Source organism: Sphingopyxis terrae subsp. terrae NBRC 15098, from assembly GCF_001610975.1.
In the GTDB taxonomy this organism is placed as follows: Bacteria; Pseudomonadota; Alphaproteobacteria; order Sphingomonadales; family Sphingomonadaceae; genus Sphingopyxis; species Sphingopyxis terrae_A.
Window position 1 is genome coordinate 598,611 of the sequence record NZ_CP013342.1, and the last position, 18,904, is coordinate 617,514.

Here is an 18,904-nt window from a genome sequence, read left to right on the forward strand (position 1 = left end):
GCGGCGTTCAGGCCGCCTGCGCGAGTTCGGGCTGCGTCGCCGCTTCGGCGGCCTCTTTGGTACCGAGCAGGTCATAGGGATCGACCCCATCGGCGCGCATCATCGCGTGGACCTGCTTGTAGATTTTCGGCTCGGCGATCCCCAGACGCTGGCGCGCCGCGTCGATCGGTTCGGCCAGCAGCGCCTCGATATTCTGAAAGGCGATCTGCTGTGCGACGCGGCCGATACGCTGGCCTTCGCGGACCGCACCGTAGATCGGGTAGCGGCTGCCGAAACCCTTGCGGATCTCGCGCGCGCCCGCCCAGGCGATGAACAGTGTTCCCCAGCTTGGCGTCTGGCTGTACGAGAAGGCAAGCACGCATTGTTCGCCCAGCGCGTCGCGGCCATAGCCGGTCAGGATGTGGAAGAGGTCGTGCGTGTCGCGCAGCCGGTCGCCATAAAGCTCCACCATATCGTCGAAGCGCGGCTTGGTGCGGCGGAACTTCATCGATTCATCGACAAGTCCCTGCGCGGTCAGCCCTTCGCGTTCCATGAAATCGACATAGACGCGACCGACGCTGCCTTCGGGCAATTTGCGCAGCGCGTCATGATCGTCGAGCATCGCCGGCAGATAGGGGCGATCGGCTAGGACCTTCTGACCTTCCGCGGTCGCAAAGAAACGCGCGACCGACCGTTTGAACCGATTGTCGCGCAGCGCGTCGAGAATGTGAAACACCTGTTCGGTGTCCTCCTTGTCGGCGATCAGCTTGCGGAAATGGTGCAGCGCCTTCAGCGGGCGAAAGCCGGTGTCGGTGCGGTCGGGGTGGATCAGCGGGATAGCGGTCATAGCGTATCTCTTGCGGTTGGGGCCGTGAAGTCTCGATCTAGTCACTACTGACACAAATGTCAATATATCGTGAATGGCCGGTATGTGCGGGCCGGACAAGCCGCTGGACGCGGCCGTCGGCCTCGGCGATAGACGTGTTGGGGGACGAAGCATGACCGACCGGTACGAAAGCCTCGACGCGATTCGCGGCGTTGCGGTGATGGGCATATTGGCAATGAACATCGTCGCCTTTGCGATGCCGATGAGCGCCTATTTCAACCCCGCCGCGGGCGGCGCGCCGGGCGGGGCGGACCTTGCCGCATGGGCGTTCAATTTCGTCTTCGTCGATTCGAAGATGCGCGGCCTGTTCTCGATGCTCTTCGGGGCGAGCACGCTGCTGGTGATCGAGCGCGCCGAGGCGGCGGGCCGCAGCGCGGCGGCGACGCATTATGCGCGGATGCTGTGGCTCGGCCTCTTTGGCCTCGCGCATTTCTATTTCATCTGGTTCGGCGACATATTGTCGCTTTATGCCGTCTGCGGCCTGCTGCTCTTCCTGTTCCGCGGTCTGTCGGTGCGCGCGCTGCTTTGGTGGGCGGCGGGCTTCCTGCTGGTCGCGATGGCGCTGATGGGATCGATGTGGCTGTCGATGACGCTGCTCGAAGCGGGGCAATTGCCCGGCACTGCGGCCGCCGAGGCGCGGGAACAGATGGCGCAATTCAACGCGATGATGGGTCCGGACTCGCCCGACTATGCCAGGGATGTCGCCCATTATCTGGGAAGCTACGGCGCGATCGCGGGGATGCGGTTCGGCGCGGGTGCGCTCGAACCGCTGACACAGGTGATGCTGTTCCTTTGGGAAAGCATGGCGCTGATGCTGATCGGCATGGCGCTGTTCAGGGCGCGGATGCTGACGGGCGAATGGGTCGCCGCGCGCTATCGCAAATGGGCGATCGCGGCCTTCCTGTTATCCGCGCCGCCGCTCGCGCTGCTGGCCTGGCATAGCGCAGCCACGGGTTTCGGTACCGTCACGGTGTTCGGTGCGGCACTCGTCTGGTCGACCCCGTTCGATTTCGTGATGACGGTCGGCTGGGCCGCGCTCATCGTGCTGCTCATCAGGACCGCGGCATCGCCTGCGCTGCGCGCCCGGCTTGCGGCCACCGGACGCATGGCCTTCACCAACTATCTCGCGACGTCGGTGGTGATGACGACGATCTTCTACGGCTATGGGCTGGCGCTGTTCGACAGCGTGCCGCGCGCGGCGCTCTACCTCTTCTGCTTCGCCATGTGGGCGGCGATGCTGCTGTGGTCGAAGCCCTGGCTTGAGCGTTTCGAATATGGCCCGCTCGAATGGCTTTGGCGCAGCCTGTCGCGCTGGCAGCGACAACCGATGCGGCGTGCGCTGGCCGAAGGTCCAGCGCTTAGCTGACGGCGCGGCCGAAAGTCGGGCGGCGCTGGACGAGCGGGTTCGCTTCGCGTTCGAGCGCGGTCAGCGTTTCCTCGAACAGCGGGCGCAGTTCGACGACGCGCGGCAGATATTCTTCCGGGCTGACCTGCGCCTCGACGCAGTGGCGCGCGAACATTTCGATATCTTCGGCCAGCGCGCCGAGCCGTTCGGCGCCGAACTGGCGCGCCTCGCTCTTGAGCGTATGGGCAGGCATGACGAGGCCGCCGGCGCTGCGCGCGCGCATCGCCTCTTCGATCGCGGCGACCGACTTGATGCCGTCCTCGCGAAAATAGCCCAGAATCCGCACGAATGCCGCCCCCAACTGGGTGCGAGTCGCGCGAAATTCACTCCAATCGACCAGGATCTCGTCCAATTTTCCGTCCCTCGGTGTTCAGTCTGGTCCGTGGTCCCGTCCTGCACATGCACCGAAGTCGGTAAAAAAGAGGTTACGCGCGCAAAGCGGACACCGCCGAATCGCCCCGAAACGGGTCAGTCGCGCCGGACGCGCCAACGCGCGGCGTCGCTCATCGACCCGGCGTCATCGATCCGCCAGCCCTGTTCGGCGGCAAGTGCCGCAACTTCGCGCGCGGCGTTGGGGTCGTCGGCGATCAGCACGACATCCTGGGCGGCGCGCATCGCGCGGGCGAGCCGCAACGCCGGCCAGGGGCAGCGCATGCCGCGCGCATCGACGGTCAGCGCCGCCGAAGTGCCCGCAGCGTCATTCGTCATAGGGGTTGCGCGTGTTGCGGAAATTGATGCGGATCGGCACGCCTTGGAACCCCAGTTCCTTGCGCATCCCGTTGACCAGATAGCGCTGGTAGCTTGCGGGCAGGGAATCGGTCCGGCTTCCGAAGATGATGAAGGTCGGCGGACGCGTACGCGCCTGCGTCATGTAGCGCAGCTTGATCCGCTTGCCGCCCGGCGCCGGCGGCGGATTGGCGTCTACCGCGCGTTCGAACCAGCGGTTGAGCTTCGCGGTCGAGACACGGTTGGTCCAGATCGCGCGCTGTTCAAAGGCGACGCGGACCAGCGTGTCGATCCCCTTCCCCGTTGCGCCCGAAATGCTGAGCAGCGGCACGCCCTTGATCTGGCTGAGCCCGTCGTCGAGCGCCGCACGGACGCCGTTGAACAGCGACGACGGGTCTTCGGCGACGTCCCATTTGTTGAGCGCGATGATCAGCGCACGCCCTTCCTCCAGCACGCGGTCGGCGATGCGCAGATCCTGCGCCTCCAGCCCCTTTGTGGCGTCAAGAAGCAGCACGACGACCTCGGCGAAATCGACCGCGTGCAGCGCGTCGGCTACCGACAGCTTTTCCAGCTTGTCCTGAACCTTCGCCCGCTTGCGCATCCCCGCGGTGTCGAAAAGCTGGATCGGATGGACCTCGCCATCCTTTTCCCATTGCCAGTCGACGCGGATAGAATCGCGCGTGATCCCGGCCTCGGGTCCGGTAATCAGTCGGTCTTCACCGATCATCCGGTTGATGAGCGTCGATTTGCCCGCATTGGGCCGCCCGACGATCGCGAGCTTGAGCGGGCCGAGCGGCGCATCCTCGTCCGCATCTTCGCCGACCGCCTCTTCGTCGGCGTCCATGAAGGGTTCGACGATCGGGCGCAGCGCGTCGAACAGATCGACCAGTCCCTCGCCATGTTCGGCACTGAGCGCAATCGGCGATTCGAAGCCGAGCGAATAGGCCTCCATCAGCCCCGCCTCGCCCTGCTTGCCTTCGGCCTTGTTGGCGCACAGGATGATCGGCGTGTCTTCGCTGCGCAGCCAGCGCGCAATTTCTTCGTCAAGCGGGGTCACGCCCGCGCGCGCGTCGATCATGAACAGCGCCGCATCGGCTTCGCGCACCGCCTTTTCGGTTTGCACGCGCATCCGGCCAGGCAGCGTGGCCGCGTCTTGATCCTCGAACCCCGCGGTATCGACGATCAGAAATTCCAGGCCGAGCAGCTTGCCATCGCCCTCGCGCCGGTCGCGCGTCACGCCTGGCTGGTCGTCGACCAGCGCCAAGCGCTTGCCGACCAGCCGGTTGAACAGCGTCGATTTGCCGACATTGGGTCGGCCGACAATGGCGATCGTCGCGGATCGCGCCATGCGTCTATCCTATCTTCGCGGCGGGCCAACCCGGCCGCGCCCTGTTATTGCCAGGCGGTGATCGTGCCGTCGTCCGCCAGGATATAGAGCCGGTTGTTCGCAACCACGGGTGGCTGCGACAAGGGCGACTTGAACTCGGTGGTCGCGAGCGTCGAACCGTCGGTCGGCGAAAATTCGACGAGCTGTCCCTCGCTGTTCACCGCGATCAGGCGTCCGCCGGCCAGAATCGGGCCGGTCCAGCGGATCGGATCTTTTTTCTTCTTTTCGGTTTCGACGCGATAGCGCGCGAGCTGCTGGATCCAGCGGACCTTGCCCGAACCGCGCGCGACGCACAGCAGCTTGCCGTCGTCGGTCATCGCATAGACCCACTCGCCGACGACATAGGGCGTCGAGATACCGGCGATCGAGATTTCCCAGATGCGCTGCCCGGTGAGCAGGTCATAGCTCGCCATACGGCCGCCCTGGCCGAGCGCGAAAACGCGGCCGCGGTCGATCACCGGGTCGGCATCGACGTCGGTCAGCGTCGAAACCGACAGCGCCATCGAGGTGCGCGCGAGCGCGTCTTCCCACAGGTCGCGGCCGTTTTCGTAACGATAGGCCTGAACCTCACCCGACGAAAAGCCGGCGACGATCGTTCCCTGCCCGGCCGCGGGCGATGCCGCGCCGAACACGCTGCCGGGCTCGAGCGACGCGGTGGCCTGCCACTGCACCGCGCCGTCGCCGGCATTGAGCGCGAAAATCTGGTTGTCCTGCGTGATCACATAGACGCCGCCGAAGGCAACCGTCGGCGCGCCGCGCAGCGGCCCCGCGGGTTTGACCTTCCACAACAGCTTGCCATCCTCGGCGTTCAGCGCGGCGACGTCGCCGACGCCGCTCGTCGCATAGACGACATTGCCGTCGACCGACGCGCCGCCGCCGAACAGCGAGTTTTCGAAATCCTTGCCCGTGCTGCCGATCGACACGCTCCACAGCTTCGCGCCGGTATCGGCGGCGAAGGCCGACACGACGGCATCGGTATCGACGGCGAACAGCCGGTTGTTCGAAATTACCGGGGCCGCGGCGAGCCGCTGTTTCTTGGTGCTGCCCGCGATCGACGCTTCCCACGCCTTGGTACGCGCGGCGCCGAGCGCTGGATGCCCCATCGACTTGGACGCATTGCCGCCCGATTGTGCCCAATCGGCGTTGAGCACCGGATCGGGCAACACCACCGCAATCTCGGCGGTTGTCGGATCGACCTTGATGCTGTTGTCGTTCGACAGAATCGAAACGCGCTCGCCGACCGTCGGGGTGCGCGGGCCGCCCTTGCCCTTGAACGCGCCGCAGCCCGCAAGCGGCAGCGCGAGCATCATGGCGCAAATCACATATTGGCGTTTCCGCATCTTATTTGGCTTCCTCACTCTTGGCGGCGGCCGCTGCGCCCGGGGCGGCACCGCCTTGCTGGTCCTTTGTCGTGTCCTTGGCGGCGCTTTCCGCCGCGCGATCCTCGACCGCATCGACGCCGAGCATCCCCGCCATCTGCACCGTCCGCGACTGCAGCGATTTGAAGGTGGCGGGCGCCTTGGCGATACGCGCATAGAGCGCGCCGGCCTTGTCATATTGGCCGAGGTGATAATAAGCCGCGGCCGTCAGCTCGGCCGCGCTGCCGAACCAGCTCGATACCGGGTCGGTCGCATCGACGAGCGGCTTCATCCGCGCGATTACCGCCTCAGGCTTCATCGTATCGAATTCGAGCGCGGTCTGGCGAACCAGCGCCATATCGCGCATCGACTGGTCGAGCTTGGCGTCGCCCGCGACCTGCGCGAGCAGCGCGGCGGCGGCTTTCAGGTCTCCGTCCTTCGCCTTCATGTTCGACTGTTCGATCAGCGCGGCGGCGCGATAGGCGGCATTGCCTTCGCCTGCCAGCGTCTTGAGATCGGCGGTCGCCGCCGTCGGCTGCGCCGCAGCCTTGTCGAAAGCAGCCAGCAGCTGTTCGGCCTTTTCGCCGCGCGCCACCGTCTGACGGTGCTCCCAATAGAGATAGCCGCCGAACGCCAGCAGCGCCGCGATCGCCGCGCCGACGATCCAGCGGCCGTAGCGCTGCATGATGGAGCTGAGCTGATCCTTGCGGACGGCCTCGTCGACTTCCTGCAGGAAGGCCGCATTGTTCGTCGGGCTCAGGGCCAATCAATCCTCCATAACTCGTTCGCGAGCGATGCCCGCTTCGGGTTCGCCGGCCGTTCCTTAGCGGTCATGCCGAAAAAGGCCAAGCGATTCACTTGACCCCTGCAGGCACCCGTCCGGGGCGCCATCAACCCTTGTAGATTTGATCGTCGGTCGGGAATGAACGGGACCTGACCTGCTGGGCATATTCCTTCACTGCGCCGTCGATCACACCCGCCATATCCTGGTACCGCTTCACGAATTTGGGGACGCGTTCGAACATGCCGAGCATGTCGTCGGTGACGAGCACCTGCCCGTCGCATTGCGCCGAGGCACCGATACCGATCGTCGGACAGGCAACCTTGCCGGTAATCTCGATCGCGATCGATTCGAGCACGCCTTCGATAACGATCGAAAAGGCACCGGCCTGCGCGACAGCGACCGCATCCTCGACGATCGTGCGCGCTTCCTCGTCGCTTTTGCCGCGCACGCCATAGCCGCCGAGGATGTTTACTGCCTGCGGCGTCAGCCCGACATGCCCCATCACCGGAATTCCGCGCTGGGTCAGAAATTCGATCGTCGGGGCGAGCACCTTGCCGCCCTCGACCTTCACCGCCGCCGCGCCGGTTTCCTTGAGCAGGCGTGAGGCATTGGCGAAGGCCTGTTCGGGGCTCGCCTCATAGCTGCCGAAGGGCATGTCGACGATCACCGCGGCATGATAGCTGCCGCGCACCACCGCGGCGCCGTGCAACGCCATCATCTCCATCGTCACCGCGACAGTATGCGGGAGGCCATAGATCACCTGCGCCAGCGAATCGCCGACAAGCAGCATGTCGCAATGCGGGTCGAGCAGCTGCGCCTGCCGCACCGTATAGGCGGTCAGCATCACCAAAGGCTCGCCGCCGCCCTTGCGCTGGCGAATGCGCGGCACCGTCAGGCGCTTCATCGGCTGCGGCGTCGGATTGGCGCGGCTGGTGGAGGTGTCGAGGGTGAGCGTTTTTGGGAGCGTGGACATGGGGCGCGGGTTTAGCGGCTTATGCTGCGCTGCGAAAGGCCGCAAAGCGGAGCGATGTCCGCAAAGATTGACGCCATGTCAAAAATTATTTACATAGAGTCGCATATTATGAACATGGAGACGCCAAATGTCGTTCCGCGAAAAAATTCACTGGGTGACGCTGGTCACGATGATCGCCGCCTTCGGCTGGTATTTTCTTGCCTATCCGTGGGGGATCGCAGCGAGCCCGGCGGGCCTTTGGGCGAGTGCGGGGATGCTGCTGCCGGTCACCGTCGCGATCATCATCGCGATGACGATCGCATCGGCCTGGATGGCGATCCGCACCCCGGCCGAGGCCAACCTCAAGGAAGACGAGCGCGACCGTTCGATCCATTATCGCGGCACCCATTATGCCTATTATCCGCTCGTCGTCGGCGTGTGGGTCAGCATCTTCGCCCTGTTCTGGAACGCGGGGCCGGCGGTGCAGCTCAACCTGCTGCTTGCGACGGTCGTCCTCGCCGAACTGACGCGGATCGGCGTCCAGCTTTACCTCTATCGCCGGGGCTATTGACCCATGCCCCGCGCGACCCTTGAAACGACGCTGCAGCTTGCCGGCGCAGGTACCGGAGACTTGTCCATGAATTTCCGCGAAAAGTCGGCGTGGCTGAACGTCTTGGCCATGCTTGCCGCCTATAGTCTCTATTTCGGACTCATCATCGCTGGGCATCCGGCCGGGCGCGAAATTTTCCCCATGCTGTGGCTGTTCGGCTCGATCGCCTTGGCGCACGCGGCCATCGTCATCGTCGGCACCATCATCCTGTCCGCGCGGGCGCCGAAGTCGGAGCGGGTCCGTGCTGATGAGCGCGACCGCGCGATCCGCCGTCGCGGCGCCACGATCGCCTATTATGTCCTGCTGGCGGGGATGATGGTCGTTGGCGTCTATCTGCCCTTTGTGGAGCAGGGCGTGCCGCTCGCGAACACAGGCCTGTTCGCAATCGTTCTCGCCGAACTGGTGAACAGCGCGGTAGTCCTCATCAGCTATCGCCGGGGTTGGCATGGCTAGGCTGCCTTTCTCCAACGACATCCGCACCTTGCGCTTCCTCGCGGGAGAAATGACGCAGGCCGAACTCGGCGAGCGCGTCGGCGTGACCCGCCAGACGATCGCCGCGATCGAACAAGGCAAATATTCGCCCTCGCTCGAAGTCGCCTTCCGTATCGCGCGCACCTTCGGCAAGCCGCTCGAACAGGTGTTCGGGTGGGACGAGGAAAGCGGCTGATCCGATGCGCGGCCGCGCTGGCCCGGCTCGTCTCTCCCCGGGGGCCGGCCGGGCCGAAACGGCCGCGTGCGCGGCGAACCTTATGCGGTGCCGCGCCCCGCTTCGTTCAGCGCCGCCAATTGCAAGTCGGTCAGCGTGACCGTCTCGCTGTCCATGATCTCGTCGAGTTGCGCGACCGAGGTGGCGCTCGCGATCGGCGCGGTGACGCCCGGCTGCGCGGCGACCCAGGCGAGCGCGATCTGCGACAGGGTGGCGCCGGTTTCGGCAGCGATCGCGTCCATTGCGGCGAGCACCGCCGGCCCCTTGCCCTCCAGATAGGCTTTGGCGCGCGCGCCGCGCGGGCTCTTGCCGAGATCCTCGGCGCTGCGATATTTTCCTGACAAATAGCCCGACGCGAGGCTGAAATAGGTGACGACGCCCAGCCCTTCGGCGATGCAAAGCTGTTGCAGCGCGCCTTCATATTGATCGCGGTCGAGCAGGTTCAGTTCGGGTTGCATCGCGGTGAAACGCGGCAGGCCCCCGGCGTCGGCGACGCGCAGCGCCTCGGCCAGCCGCTCGGCACTATAATTGGATGCCCCGATCGCGCGCACCGTCCCCGCATCGACCAGTTCGCCGAACGCGCCGAGCACTTCGTCCAACGGCACATCGGGGTCGTCCTTGTGCGCGAAGTAGAGGTCGATCGTATCGACGCCGAGCCGATCGAGCGAGCCTTTCACCGCTTCGCGGATGCGATCGGGCTTCAGCCCGCCGGGCATCATGCCGACCTTGGTGGCGATCAGCACATGGTCGCGCGCGCCGCTATCCTTCAGCCACGCACCCATCATGCTTTCGGATTCGCCGCCCTTGTGCCCCGGCACCCACGCCGAATAGACATCGGCGGTGTCGATCATCCCGCCGCCGCGCTCGACGAAGCGGTCGAGGATCGCGAAACTTGCGGCCCGATCGGCGGTCATCCCGAAGACATTGCCGCCCAGCACGAAGGGACGGACCGACAGGCCGCTCTGGCCAAGGGGACGCTGCGTCATTGCGATACTCCTGCATGGACCACCGGCACCGCTTCGCGCGAATTGTCGCTGAACAGGCCGTCGATCCCGGTCTTCAGATAGGTGCGGATCTCGTCCGCCAGATCGCCGTGGCCGGCGGGGTTGATGCCGCTCTTGTCGCCAAGCGGCAGGAAATAATTCTCGCGGCGAAAGGTCCACGGATGGACCTTCAGTCCGGCGGCATGGGCATCGCGCACCAGATGGGTCGGATCGCCGAGCGTGCCGAGCGCAGTCCGCGGGATGATCATTGTCTTGTTGGGTCCGATCCCGTCGGCATAGGCGGCAATCGCCTTCAGCCCCGCAGGCGTCGCCATCGCGGCGTAGCGTTGCTGCGCATGGTCGGCCGGACCGCCCTCGCCGTCCATGAGCTGGATCAGCGGCAGGTCGCTTTTCGCCCGGATCGCTTTCAGATTGCCGACCTCGAAACTCTGGATGAACACCGGCGCGCTGCGGCCATGATAGCCATAGCGCGCCAGCATGGCGAGCAGCGGCGCTTCGTGCGGCAGGCCGATGCTGGCGAAATAGCTCGGATGCTTGGTTTCGGGATAGACGCCGACCGGATGCTCGCGCCCCTTGTTGACCCGCACGAGCAGGTCGAGGATCTCGGCAAAGGTCGGGATCTGGTAGCGCCCGTCAAATTCAGTCGCGCGCAGTTGTGGCAGCCGCTCCTTCGCACGCAGCGTCTTGAGCTCGGCCAGCGTGAAATCCTCGGTGAACCAGCCGGTCACATCCTGGCCGTCAATCTGCTTCGTCGTCTTGCGCGCGGCGAATTCGGGGTGGTCGGCGACGTCGGTCGTCTCCGAAATCTGATTCTCATGCCGCGCGACGAGCACGCCGTCCTTGGTCAGTACCAGATCGGGCTCGATGAAATCGGCGCCCTGTTCGATCGCGAGTTCATAGCTTGCGAGCGTATGTTCGGGCCGTTCGCCCGACGCCCCGCGATGCGCGATGACGATCGCGGGCTTTCCGTCGAGGGTGGGCTGCGCCGCCATCGGTTCAGCCCCGCAGCCGGCGAGCGCGAGCAGCGCCAGCGCGGCGCGCCAGGCCTTCATGCCGCAAAGCGCTGTTGCCAGTCACCGGCGGAAAATCCCACACTATACGCGCCGTCCGCATCGACGAGCGGGCGCCGTATCATCGCCGGCTGATCGAGCATCAGCGCCTTCGCCTTCGCCGCATCGATCCCCGCCTTGTCGGCATCGGGCAGCTTGCGGAAGGTCGTCCCGCTCTTGTTGAGGAGCTTTTCCCAGCCGAGCGCATCGACCCAGCGATCGAGCAAGGCGGGATCGAGCCCGTCCTTGCGATAATCGTGAAACGCATAAGCCACGCCCCGCTCGTCGAGCCAGCGCCGCGCCTTCTTCACCGTGTCGCAGTTCGGAATGCCATAGAGAGTCAGTGCCATGCCGCCGTCATAGCGACGGCGCCTCGGCAATGCGAGCGTTTGCGCTTGCCAATTTTCCGCGCAGCGCCCGGGCAAAGCCTTCGTGCAATGCCGCGGCGATGTCGGGATTGGCGGCAAGATAGTCGCGTAGCACCGCGGCGGGGATGAACCACAGCCTGGCGTTGGTCGATAGCGTCACCGTCCCCGTCGCCTGCGCGCCGTCGAGCACAGTCGCCTCGCCGATCAGCGCGCCGTCGCTCACCGCGCCGACCTCGACCCCGTCGCGCAGCACCGACGCCGCGCCCTGGCTCAGATAGAAAAGGCTGGGTGCCGCCTGATTTTCGCGGATCAGCACCTCGCCCTGCCGCGCCGAAATCCAGTGCCCCTGATCGATCAGCCCGCGCGCCGCCGTCGCGCTCAACCGGTCGAAATGACGGGCGCGAAGCTGCTCCTCCTCGGACGAGAAGCGGATGCTCAGATTGCGCAGCCAGTCGCGCCAGCCGAACGCGATATTGGCGAGGATGATCGCGAGCAGCAGCAGACCCGCGACCAGCGCCTGCCCCGCGACGAGCGCCAGCGGCAGGGCGACGAGCGCGGCGAGCGCCAGCCCGGCGCGCACATATTCGATGCGCACCGCAAAGCTCGCCGCAAGCAGGATGAACAGGGCCAGATAGCCAAGAAGGGCCGGATCGAAATTCGCCATAGCCAATCGTTTTACAGCGGTCCCTGTGCTTAGATTGCTAGGGACCAAATCTTACCGATTACCGAAGACGGACGCGCGACCCGTAAAAGCGTCCTGATTTGCGAAAGAAACTAACAGTTTTTTGCAATGAAGAAAAGCATAGGTGCGCGAAAGCCACCATCATGCTAATTTTATCGCCCGCGCTTGCTTTGGCGGGGCAATCGCGCCAAGGCACCCGGCGAATCGATTTTGACGCAGAAAACGTAAGAAGACCGCATATGACGCACCAATGGCAACCGCAAAGCTGGCGCTCGCACGAAGCCCGTCAGCTGCCGACCTACACCGACGAAGCCGCGCTTGCGGCCGCCGAGCGTGAGCTTGCCGGATATCCGCCGCTCGTCTTTGCCGGCGAGGCGCGCGAGCTGACCAGCGAGCTGGGCCGCGTTGCGGAAGGCAAGGCGTTTCTACTTCAGGGCGGCGACTGCGCCGAGAGCTTTGCCGAATTCCATCCGAACAATATCCGCGATACCTTCCGCGTCCTGTTGCAGATGGCGGTGGTGCTGACCTTCGCGTCGAAGATGCCCGTCGTGAAGGTCGGCCGCATGGCGGGCCAGTTCGCCAAGCCGCGCTCGGCCGACATGGAAGAAGTGGGCGGCGTCGAACTGCCAAGCTACCGCGGCGACATCATCAACGACATCGCTTTCGAAGCCGCAGGCCGCGCCCCCGATCCGCAGCGGATGATCCGCGCGTACAACCAGTCGGCGGCGACGCTCAACCTGCTGCGCGCCTTTGCGAACGGCGGCTATGCCAATCTGCATCAGGTCAACGCCTGGACGCATGATTTCATGGACCGCAGCCCGTGGGCGAAGAAATATCAGGAGACCGCCGCGCGCATTTCCGAAGCGCTCGCCTTCATGGAAGCGTGCGGCGTGACGCCCGAAACGGTGCCGCAGATCAAGGGCACGAGCTTCTACACCAGCCACGAGGCACTGCTGCTTCCCTATGAGCAGGCGCTGACCCGGCAGGACAGCCTGACCGGCGGCTGGTACGACACGTCGGGCCATATGCTATGGGTTGGCGACCGCACCCGCTTCGAAGGGTCGGCGCATATCGAATATCTGCGCGGCATCGGCAATCCGGTCGGCATGAAATGCGGCCCCAGCCTCGACCCCGACGTGCTGCTGCGCCTGCTCGATACGCTGAATCCCCAGCATGTCCCCGGGCGCATAACGCTGATCACCCGCTATGGCCACGACAAGATCGAAGCGCATCTGCCGGCGCTGGTGCGCGCGGTGAAGGCGTCGGGGCACCCGGTCGTCTGGTCGTGCGATCCGATGCACGGCAATGTCATCAAGACGGGCAATGGCTACAAGACGCGTCCGTTCGAGCGCATCCTCGCCGAAGTGCGCGGCTTCTTCGCGGTCCACCGCGCGGAAGGCACGCATGGCGGCGGCATCCATATCGAGATGACCGGCCAGAATGTTACCGAATGCACCGGCGGCGCGATGGACGTGACGCAGATGGATCTCGCTGACCGTTACCACACGCACTGCGACCCGCGCTTGAACGCCGGGCAGAGCCTCGAACTCGCCTTCCTGCTCGCAGAAATGCTCAATCAGGAAATGACCGACCGGGCGAAGCAGGCCGCATGAGCGAACGCCGCATCATCGTGCAGAAGGAAGTGATCCGCAACGGGGTCGGCTTCGGCAGCGCGCTGGCGATGGCGATCAGCTTCACCACGCACAAATCGGTGCTGTGGGCGATCATCCACGGCATCTTCAGCTGGTTTTACGTCGCCTATTTCGTGCTGACCCGCTGACCAGCGCGCGGCGGCGGGGCCTGAACCTAGTCCGCCGTTCCCGGCCAGCGTTTCGTGTCGGCGAAGGCGCGGCCCAGCGCGACGTGCAGATCCGCATCCTCGGCGGCGCCGCCGAGCGGCACCTTGTCCGAAAATTCGTCGGCCGGACGATGATAGTCGCTGCCGAGAAACGCCTCGAGCAGTTTCATGTCCGAAAAACTGCCGCCGACCATCAGCGAGGTGACGCCCTTGGCGCCGAGCGCCCAGCCATCCTGCCGCTGGACGAAGGCATCGGCCTCGCCGTCGCTGTCGATCGTCCGGCCGAGTGACGTCGCAACGTTGCGCACCATCGCGTCATAGGCGGGCTTGCCGCGTCCGATCGTCGCGACCGGCGTGCCGCGCGGCGAAATGGCGATAGTGTCGATGTTGAGCGCGACAGTGATGCCGGACAGCGGCACGACCGGATGGTCGGCGAACCAGCGGGCGCCAAGCAGCCCCTTCTCTTCCGACGTGGTCGCGAGGAAATAGATGTCGCGGTCGGGACGCGGCCCCCCTGCAAGACGCTTGGCCACCTCGATCAGCACCGCGATCCCGCTCGCATTGTCTACCGCGCCGTTGCAGATGCGATCGGCGGCGCCTTCGGGCCGGCAGATGCCGAGATGGTCCCAATGGCCGAGGAACAGCACTGCCTTGCCGTCGGGCTTCGCGCCCGGCAGCTTGGCGACGATATTGTTGCTGGCAAAATTGCGCACCGCGGCGGTCGCAGTGAAATCGCCCGTCACCGGCAGCAGCGTGCCGCGATAATCGCCCGCCTCGGCTGCTGCGCGCAGCGCCACGCCGTTCTTCCCCGCCTTGGCGAGCATGGCATCGAGCGCCGCCGGAGCGATATAGCCGCTGATCGTCGGCCCTGCCGGCGCCGACCCCATGCGCACGCTCTTGGCGCCCAGGCTCTCGCGAATCTCGTTCCACGGCATCGAATCCGGCGCGACGATCAATACGCCCGCCGCGCCCGCGTCGGCGAGCATCTGGCGCCGCTCACGGTAGCGCGGCAGCTTGTCGCCGAAGGGCGGCGTATCGAACAGCATGACCGCGACCTTGCCCGCTACATCGGCGTTGACCCGGCCGTCCGCATCGACGCCATAGCCGACGAAGACGAGCGGCGTATCGGCCAGCGCCACCGACGCCTCGCTGCCGGTGACGATGATACCCTCGTCGCCGATCGCGAAGGGTTGGCCGGTCACCTTGAACCGCGCGCTTCCGCCCGTCGTCTGCGTTTCAACGAAAGGAACCGGCTGCAGCCAGGGCGTGTCGCTGCCCGGCACCGCCTGCAATCCAGCCTTTGCCCATTCGCCGACAATATAGGCGATGGTGCGGTCCTCGCCCTCGGCACCCGGACCGCGGCCCTCGAAGGCATCGCTCGCAAGAACGCGGATATGCTGCGCCAGATCGGCTTCGGCGACGGGCGTATTGCCCTTCGCATAGGCGGCGGGCGTGACGGCAAGCAGGGCGGCGGCCGCAACGGCGGCGCGAAATGGCGACAATGTCATGGATGTGCCCGATGGCATGGCCATGCCGAAGCGGCAAGGCGCGTTTGTCGAACGATGAACAGCATCGACGGAAAGCAGGCCGCTATTGCGCCCGCGCCCGCGCCAGCAGCGCCTTCGCCGCCGCGACGTGCATATCTTCGATCATATGGCCCGCGTGCCGCTGCGCCCCGCCGGTTGCTGCGGCGACCAGCGCTTCGGCAGAGGCTATCTCGCGCGCCGACGGGGCGAAGGCGCGGTTGCACGGATCGACCTGCGACGGGTGGATCAGCGTCTTGCCGTCGAAACCGAGCCGCCGCCCCTCGCGCGCTTCGGCCGCAAAGCCCTCCGCGTCGTCGATCGCATTATAGACCCCGTCGAAGCACCAAACGCCGCCTGCGCGCGCCGCGAGCACAATCGCCTGGATCGCATGGCCCATCGCGCCGCGATCCATGCCGTCGGGCAGCTTGAGCTCATAGGCCAGATCGTTGAGCCCGGCGATCAGCCCCTGCACCGCGGCATCGGCGGCGATTCCCTGCGCCGCATAGATGGCGGTCGGCGTTTCGATCATCGCGAGCAGTGGTAGCCCCAGAGCGCGCAGCGGGTCGAGGTCCGAGAGCGCGTCGACCTTTGGCAGCACCACCGCGTCGAGCACGAGGCCGTCCAGCGCCGCGAGATCTTCCGCCTGCTCGGCGCTGCCACTGGCGTTGACGCGCACGGCCACGCGCTTGCCCGCAAAGCCCGCCGTCACCGCGGCGCGCATCGCCGCGCGTGCCTCTGCCTTGCGCTCCGCGGGCACCGCATCCTCCAGGTCGATGATCAGCATATCGGCGGCGAGCCCGCCCGCCTTTTCGAGCGCACGGGCGTTGGAGCCGGGCACATAGAGGAGCGAGCGCGGGGCGAAGGCGGCATGGGTCATGCGCTTTTCTGTGGCGCAGCTGGACCATTGCCGCAATAAGGAAGCGGGATTGCGATCGAATTTGCAAAGGGGATGATCATGTATTTCGCACTTGCACTGGTGGTGCTGGCGCTGGTGTTTCTGATCTGGGCGCTGACGCCGGTGCGGCAGGGTTTCGCCTATACTATCGAACGCTTCGGCCGCTACACGCACACCGCGCAGCCGGGCCTCAACTTCATCATGCCGATCTTCGACCGCGTCGGTCGCAAGGTGAACATGATGGAGCAGGTGCTCGACATTCCGGGGCAGGAAATCATCACCAAGGACAATGCGATGGTCGCGGTCGACGGCGTCGTCTTCTTCCAGGTGCTCGACGCCGCGAAGGCGGCCTATGAGGTCAGCGACCTGTACCTCTCGATCATGAACCTGACGACGACCAACCTGCGCACCGTCATGGGGTCGATGGACCTCGACGAGACGCTGTCGAAGCGCGACGAGATCAACGCGCGCCTGCTGCATGTCGTCGACGATGCGACGACGCCATGGGGGGTGAAGATCACCCGCGTCGAGATCAAAGACATCCGCCCGCCGGCCGACATTTCGAACGCGATGGCGCGCCAGATGAAGGCCGAGCGCGAAAAGCGCGCCGCGATCCTCGAAGCCGAAGGGCTGCGCGCCTCCGAAATCCTGCGCGCCGAGGGCGAGAAGCAGGGCCAGATCCTGCAGGCCGAAGGGCGGCGCGAAGCCGCCTTCCGCGACGCCGAAGCGCGCGAGCGCGAGGCCGAAGCCGAAGCCAAGGCGACGCAGATGGTCAGCGACGCGATCGCGAGCGGCAATGCGCAGGCCATCAACTATTTCATCGCGCAAAAATATGTCGAGGCGGTAAGTCAGTTCGCGACCAGCCCCAACGCCAAGACGATCCTGTTCCCGGTCGAGGCGACGCAGCTCATCGGCACGCTGGGCGGCATCGGCGAACTCGCCAGGGATGCGATCGAACGCGGCAAGGCAAGCTAAGGCAGGGGAAGCGGATATGCCCGACTTTATCGCCAATATGGAACCGCACTGGGCGTGGCTTTCGCTCGGCGTCCTGCTTGCCGCCGCCGAAATCATCGCGCCCGGCTTTTTTCTGATCTGGCTCGGCGGCGCGGCAGTTATCACCGGCGTCGTCGCGTGGGTTTTGCCGATCGGCGTGCCGCTTCAGCTCGGCATCTTCGCCGTGCTGGCGGTGATCATCCTCTATGGTGCGCGCAAATGGCTGCGCGACAATCCGATCGTCTCGACCGACCCGCTACTCAACCAGCGCGGCGGCCGCCTCGTCGGTGAGGTGCTGACGGTGACCACGGCGATCGAGGACGGCCGCGGCCGCGCCCGGGTTGGCGACGGCGAATGGCCGGTGCGCGGACCCGACGCCGCCGAAGGCGCCAAGGTCCGCGTCGTCAGCGCCGACGGCGGCGTGCTGGTCGTCGAGGCGGTTTGATCCAAATCGTCATTGCGAGGAGCCGAAGGCAACGCGGCAATCCAGCGTAGCGCAAACCTCTCTGGAGGGCTTCGCTCCGCTCGCAATGACGACCAATTCAGCCACCCCGCGGCCGCGAATAAATCCCCACCACATGCCCCAGCGCGTCGCTGTCGCCGATGCGGCGAAAGCCCAGTTTTTCGGCGACACGCTCCGATGCGGCATTGCCCGGATCGATGATGCAGCGCACCTCGGGCGCGTCGAGCGTCGCGTCGGCCCAGCCGAGCGCCGCGCTCATCGCCTCGGTCGCTAGCCCGCCGCCCCAATGGTCGGCGTCGAACGCCCAGCCCGCCTCGGGTAGATCCTCAAGTTCGGGGATGCCGCGGCAGAAATAGGAAAGCCCGCCCATGCCGATCAGCGCATTGCTGTCGCGGTCGGCGAACACCCAATAGCCAAAGCCCATTACCGGCCACAGCCCGGCAGAGCTCAAAAATTTGCCCCAGCTCACGTCCGGCGCACGCGGTTCGCCGCCGATGAAGCGCGTGACGCGCGGATCGGCCCACATTGCGATATGGACAGGCTTGTCCAAAAAATGCGGCGGGCGCAGGCGCAGCCGCGCGGTTTCGATCGTGGGAGGCGAGGTGATCATCGTGCCGACATGCCCAGCGCGGCGGGCATGGTCAATCGGGGTCGAAGAAATGGTCGAACAGGTCGTGCAACACGGCCTTGCCGTCGACCTGCGGCCGGACGCGCAGCACCGCCAGCGTATCGACGCGTGCCAGCACGTCGCAATGGTTCAGCACGAGATGATAGGCGGCGCGGTCCCTGAAATCGTGAAACAGGAGCATCGCGTCGGGTTTGCAGTGGACGATCGCCTGCAACAGGCAGGCGACACGAAAGCGCCCGTCGATCAGTACCGCGTCAGGGCTGCCGGTCAGGTGGCGCCAGATATGCGTGTGATAGCGCGGCCAATCGCGCAGGCGCGCCGGGTCGGTGGGCCGGCCCTCCGCATCGACCGGACCGATTTCGGGCTGATAGGGCGTGTAGCCCTCCGCCTCTTCGCCCAGTCGGCGCGCGATGGCGGCGAGCCGCTCGCGATCGCCGTCGACCGCCACGATCCGCCGGGCCTGCCGCGCGGCGACGAGCGTCGCCTCGCCGCATCCGAATTCGAGCAGCGATTGGCGTCCGGCGAGTTGCAGTTCGAGCTGCACGAGCTCGGTCGCGGTCCAGATCGATGGCATGAACGGTCCCCTGTTCCCCCCCCGCAGGAGATATGGGACTTCGCCGCAGCCGTCCAGCTATGGAACACCCCCACGAAGGCAGAGACCCGGAGAGGGAGAGAGAGGCCTCTCCGGCCGCCCGCCTTCGCGGG

General features: G+C 65.7%; 23 protein-coding genes. 8 read left to right on the forward strand and 15 right to left on the reverse strand.

Translation table 11 applies throughout. From position 1 onward, the window contains the following. Nucleotides 1-7: 7 nt before the first annotated feature. Complete coding sequence (locus tag AOA14_RS02840) at nucleotides 8-826, reverse strand: Coq4 family protein (protein WP_062900682.1); 819 nt, start codon at nucleotides 824-826, stop codon at nucleotides 8-10. A 151-nt stretch (nucleotides 827-977) separates the two neighbouring features. Here AOA14_RS02840 and AOA14_RS02845 point away from each other — a divergent pair, with 151 nt between their 5' ends. After that, on the forward strand, nucleotides 978-2,231 hold the full coding sequence (locus AOA14_RS02845; protein ID WP_062900683.1) for a DUF418 domain-containing protein: 1,254 nt from the start codon (nucleotides 978-980) through the stop codon (nucleotides 2,229-2,231). Here AOA14_RS02845 and AOA14_RS02850 read toward each other — a convergent pair. From AOA14_RS02850 to panB, 6 genes are all read right to left on the reverse strand, one after another. After that, nucleotides 2,224-2,622: an Hpt domain-containing protein gene (locus AOA14_RS02850; RefSeq protein WP_186402590.1), complete on the reverse strand. Its 399-nt coding sequence runs from the start codon at nucleotides 2,620-2,622 to the stop codon at nucleotides 2,224-2,226. The two genes, AOA14_RS02845 and AOA14_RS02850, sit on opposite strands and share 8 nt — an antisense overlap. A 116-nt stretch (nucleotides 2,623-2,738) precedes the next feature. Continuing rightward, nucleotides 2,739-2,978 (reverse strand): sulfurtransferase TusA family protein, encoded by a 240-nt coding sequence (locus AOA14_RS02855; protein WP_062900684.1) that lies wholly within the window; start codon nucleotides 2,976-2,978, stop codon nucleotides 2,739-2,741. After that, nucleotides 2,968-4,344: a ribosome biogenesis GTPase Der gene (der, locus tag AOA14_RS02860; protein ID WP_003040578.1), complete on the reverse strand. Its 1,377-nt coding sequence runs from the start codon at nucleotides 4,342-4,344 to the stop codon at nucleotides 2,968-2,970. The genes AOA14_RS02855 and der overlap by 11 nt, the downstream gene beginning before the upstream one ends. Nucleotides 4,345-4,388: 44 nt before the next feature. Then, nucleotides 4,389-5,723: an outer membrane protein assembly factor BamB family protein gene (locus tag AOA14_RS02865; protein ID WP_058813132.1), complete on the reverse strand. Its 1,335-nt coding sequence runs from the start codon at nucleotides 5,721-5,723 to the stop codon at nucleotides 4,389-4,391. A 1-nt stretch (nucleotide 5,724) separates the two neighbouring features. Next, on the reverse strand, nucleotides 5,725-6,507 hold the full coding sequence (locus tag AOA14_RS02870; protein WP_062900685.1) for a tetratricopeptide repeat protein: 783 nt from the start codon (nucleotides 6,505-6,507) through the stop codon (nucleotides 5,725-5,727). A 124-nt stretch (nucleotides 6,508-6,631) separates the two neighbouring features. Then, nucleotides 6,632-7,498 carry a 3-methyl-2-oxobutanoate hydroxymethyltransferase gene (gene panB, locus AOA14_RS02875; RefSeq protein WP_003040587.1) on the reverse strand — a complete coding sequence of 289 codons (867 nt, stop codon included), beginning with the start codon at nucleotides 7,496-7,498 and terminating at the stop codon, nucleotides 6,632-6,634. Between the two features lie 127 nt (nucleotides 7,499-7,625). Between panB and AOA14_RS02880 the strand changes: the two genes are divergently transcribed. From AOA14_RS02880 to AOA14_RS02890, 3 genes are read left to right on the forward strand one after another with little or no spacing between them, the layout of a single operon-like run. Then, complete coding sequence (locus AOA14_RS02880; RefSeq protein ID WP_062900686.1) at nucleotides 7,626-8,048, forward strand: hypothetical protein; 423 nt, start codon at nucleotides 7,626-7,628, stop codon at nucleotides 8,046-8,048. Nucleotides 8,049-8,051: 3 nt separating this feature from the next. Beyond that, the gene (locus AOA14_RS02885) at nucleotides 8,052-8,540 is read left to right on the forward strand and encodes a DUF2178 domain-containing protein (protein ID WP_234178545.1); all 489 of its coding nucleotides are present in this window, start codon (nucleotides 8,052-8,054) and stop codon (nucleotides 8,538-8,540) included. Beyond that, nucleotides 8,533-8,754, forward strand: a complete 222-nt coding sequence (locus AOA14_RS02890) for a helix-turn-helix transcriptional regulator (protein WP_040589196.1) — start codon at nucleotides 8,533-8,535, stop codon at nucleotides 8,752-8,754. Before AOA14_RS02885 ends, AOA14_RS02890 begins: the two co-directional genes overlap by 8 nt. 80 nt (nucleotides 8,755-8,834) lie before the next feature. Here AOA14_RS02890 and AOA14_RS02895 read toward each other — a convergent pair whose 3' ends face one another. Genes AOA14_RS02895 through AOA14_RS02910 form a run of 4 tightly spaced genes read right to left on the reverse strand, consistent with a single transcriptional unit; the run spans nucleotide 8,835 to nucleotide 11,878 of the window. Continuing rightward, the gene (locus AOA14_RS02895) at nucleotides 8,835-9,779 is read right to left on the reverse strand and encodes an aldo/keto reductase (RefSeq protein WP_062900687.1); all 945 of its coding nucleotides are present in this window, start codon (nucleotides 9,777-9,779) and stop codon (nucleotides 8,835-8,837) included. Then, nucleotides 9,776-10,849 carry a glycerophosphodiester phosphodiesterase gene (locus tag AOA14_RS02900; protein ID WP_062900688.1) on the reverse strand — a complete coding sequence of 358 codons (1,074 nt, stop codon included), beginning with the start codon at nucleotides 10,847-10,849 and terminating at the stop codon, nucleotides 9,776-9,778. The genes AOA14_RS02895 and AOA14_RS02900 overlap by 4 nt, the downstream gene beginning before the upstream one ends. Continuing rightward, a complete protein-coding gene (locus AOA14_RS02905; RefSeq protein ID WP_062900689.1) occupies nucleotides 10,846-11,196 on the reverse strand; it encodes an ArsC family reductase in 351 nt (116 codons plus the stop codon). The genes AOA14_RS02900 and AOA14_RS02905 overlap by 4 nt, the downstream gene beginning before the upstream one ends. Before the next feature lie 7 nt (nucleotides 11,197-11,203). After that, nucleotides 11,204-11,878, reverse strand: a complete 675-nt coding sequence (locus AOA14_RS02910) for a cyclic nucleotide-binding domain-containing protein (RefSeq protein ID WP_062900690.1) — start codon at nucleotides 11,876-11,878, stop codon at nucleotides 11,204-11,206. Nucleotides 11,879-12,135: 257 nt separating this feature from the next. Between AOA14_RS02910 and AOA14_RS02915 the strand changes: the two genes are divergently transcribed. Further along, nucleotides 12,136-13,509 (forward strand): class II 3-deoxy-7-phosphoheptulonate synthase, encoded by a 1,374-nt coding sequence (locus AOA14_RS02915; protein WP_062900691.1) that lies wholly within the window; start codon nucleotides 12,136-12,138, stop codon nucleotides 13,507-13,509. Further along, on the forward strand, nucleotides 13,506-13,676 hold the full coding sequence (locus AOA14_RS19580) for a hypothetical protein (protein ID WP_003040612.1): 171 nt from the start codon (nucleotides 13,506-13,508) through the stop codon (nucleotides 13,674-13,676). Before AOA14_RS02915 ends, AOA14_RS19580 begins: the two co-directional genes overlap by 4 nt. A gap of 26 nt (nucleotides 13,677-13,702) precedes the next feature. On the opposite strand, the gene AOA14_RS02920 is transcribed toward AOA14_RS19580, so the two are convergent. Both AOA14_RS02920 and AOA14_RS02925 read right to left on the reverse strand, forming a co-directional pair. Continuing rightward, nucleotides 13,703-15,202, reverse strand: coding sequence for a M28 family peptidase (locus AOA14_RS02920; RefSeq protein WP_234178544.1), 1,500 nt, complete (start codon nucleotides 15,200-15,202; stop codon nucleotides 13,703-13,705). 82 nt (nucleotides 15,203-15,284) lie between these two features. Beyond that, nucleotides 15,285-16,097 (reverse strand): HpcH/HpaI aldolase/citrate lyase family protein, encoded by an 813-nt coding sequence (locus tag AOA14_RS02925; protein ID WP_062900693.1) that lies wholly within the window; start codon nucleotides 16,095-16,097, stop codon nucleotides 15,285-15,287. 72 nt (nucleotides 16,098-16,169) lie between these two features. Between AOA14_RS02925 and AOA14_RS02930 the strand changes: the two genes are divergently transcribed. Then, nucleotides 16,170-17,090 carry an SPFH domain-containing protein gene (locus AOA14_RS02930; protein ID WP_062900694.1) on the forward strand — a complete coding sequence of 307 codons (921 nt, stop codon included), beginning with the start codon at nucleotides 16,170-16,172 and terminating at the stop codon, nucleotides 17,088-17,090. 16 nt (nucleotides 17,091-17,106) lie between these two features. Next, a complete protein-coding gene (locus tag AOA14_RS02935; RefSeq protein WP_062763996.1) occupies nucleotides 17,107-17,553 on the forward strand; it encodes an NfeD family protein in 447 nt (148 codons plus the stop codon). A gap of 97 nt (nucleotides 17,554-17,650) precedes the next feature. On the opposite strand, the gene AOA14_RS02940 is transcribed toward AOA14_RS02935, so the two are convergent. Continuing rightward, nucleotides 17,651-18,181: a GNAT family N-acetyltransferase gene (locus tag AOA14_RS02940; RefSeq protein ID WP_062900695.1), complete on the reverse strand. Its 531-nt coding sequence runs from the start codon at nucleotides 18,179-18,181 to the stop codon at nucleotides 17,651-17,653. A gap of 31 nt (nucleotides 18,182-18,212) precedes the next feature. Beyond that, nucleotides 18,213-18,773, reverse strand: a complete 561-nt coding sequence (locus AOA14_RS02945) for a hypothetical protein (RefSeq protein ID WP_062900696.1) — start codon at nucleotides 18,771-18,773, stop codon at nucleotides 18,213-18,215. Nucleotides 18,774-18,904 lie beyond the last annotated feature (131 nt).

Bases quoted from the DNA above. Each gene is read 5' to 3' on its own strand.
- AOA14_RS02935 (WP_062763996.1), top strand. From the start codon at position 17,107: ATGCCCGACTTTATCGCCAATATGGAACCGCACTGGGCGTGGCTTTCG.
- der (WP_003040578.1), bottom strand. From the start codon at position 4,344: ATGGCGCGATCCGCGACGATCGCCATTGTCGGCCGACCCAATGTCGGC.
- AOA14_RS19580 (WP_003040612.1), top strand. From the start codon at position 13,506: ATGAGCGAACGCCGCATCATCGTGCAGAAGGAAGTGATCCGCAACGGG.
- AOA14_RS02885 (WP_234178545.1), top strand. From the start codon at position 8,052: ATGCCCCGCGCGACCCTTGAAACGACGCTGCAGCTTGCCGGCGCAGGT.
- AOA14_RS02915 (WP_062900691.1), top strand. From the start codon at position 12,136: ATGACGCACCAATGGCAACCGCAAAGCTGGCGCTCGCACGAAGCCCGT.
- panB (WP_003040587.1), bottom strand. From the start codon at position 7,498: ATGTCCACGCTCCCAAAAACGCTCACCCTCGACACCTCCACCAGCCGC.
- AOA14_RS02930 (WP_062900694.1), top strand. From the start codon at position 16,170: ATGATCATGTATTTCGCACTTGCACTGGTGGTGCTGGCGCTGGTGTTT.
- AOA14_RS02945 (WP_062900696.1), bottom strand. From the start codon at position 18,773: ATGCCATCGATCTGGACCGCGACCGAGCTCGTGCAGCTCGAACTGCAA.
- AOA14_RS02880 (WP_062900686.1), top strand. From the start codon at position 7,626: ATGTCGTTCCGCGAAAAAATTCACTGGGTGACGCTGGTCACGATGATC.
- AOA14_RS02920 (WP_234178544.1), bottom strand. From the start codon at position 15,202: ATGACATTGTCGCCATTTCGCGCCGCCGTTGCGGCCGCCGCCCTGCTT.
- AOA14_RS02940 (WP_062900695.1), bottom strand. From the start codon at position 18,181: ATGATCACCTCGCCTCCCACGATCGAAACCGCGCGGCTGCGCCTGCGC.
- AOA14_RS02890 (WP_040589196.1), top strand. From the start codon at position 8,533: ATGGCTAGGCTGCCTTTCTCCAACGACATCCGCACCTTGCGCTTCCTC.
- AOA14_RS02895 (WP_062900687.1), bottom strand. From the start codon at position 9,779: ATGACGCAGCGTCCCCTTGGCCAGAGCGGCCTGTCGGTCCGTCCCTTC.
- AOA14_RS02865 (WP_058813132.1), bottom strand. From the start codon at position 5,723: ATGCGGAAACGCCAATATGTGATTTGCGCCATGATGCTCGCGCTGCCG.
- AOA14_RS02840 (WP_062900682.1), bottom strand. From the start codon at position 826: ATGACCGCTATCCCGCTGATCCACCCCGACCGCACCGACACCGGCTTT.
- AOA14_RS02900 (WP_062900688.1), bottom strand. From the start codon at position 10,849: ATGAAGGCCTGGCGCGCCGCGCTGGCGCTGCTCGCGCTCGCCGGCTGC.
- AOA14_RS02925 (WP_062900693.1), bottom strand. From the start codon at position 16,097: ATGACCCATGCCGCCTTCGCCCCGCGCTCGCTCCTCTATGTGCCCGGC.
- AOA14_RS02910 (WP_062900690.1), bottom strand. From the start codon at position 11,878: ATGGCGAATTTCGATCCGGCCCTTCTTGGCTATCTGGCCCTGTTCATC.
- AOA14_RS02845 (WP_062900683.1), top strand. From the start codon at position 978: ATGACCGACCGGTACGAAAGCCTCGACGCGATTCGCGGCGTTGCGGTG.
- AOA14_RS02855 (WP_062900684.1), bottom strand. From the start codon at position 2,978: ATGACGAATGACGCTGCGGGCACTTCGGCGGCGCTGACCGTCGATGCG.
- AOA14_RS02905 (WP_062900689.1), bottom strand. From the start codon at position 11,196: ATGGCACTGACTCTCTATGGCATTCCGAACTGCGACACGGTGAAGAAG.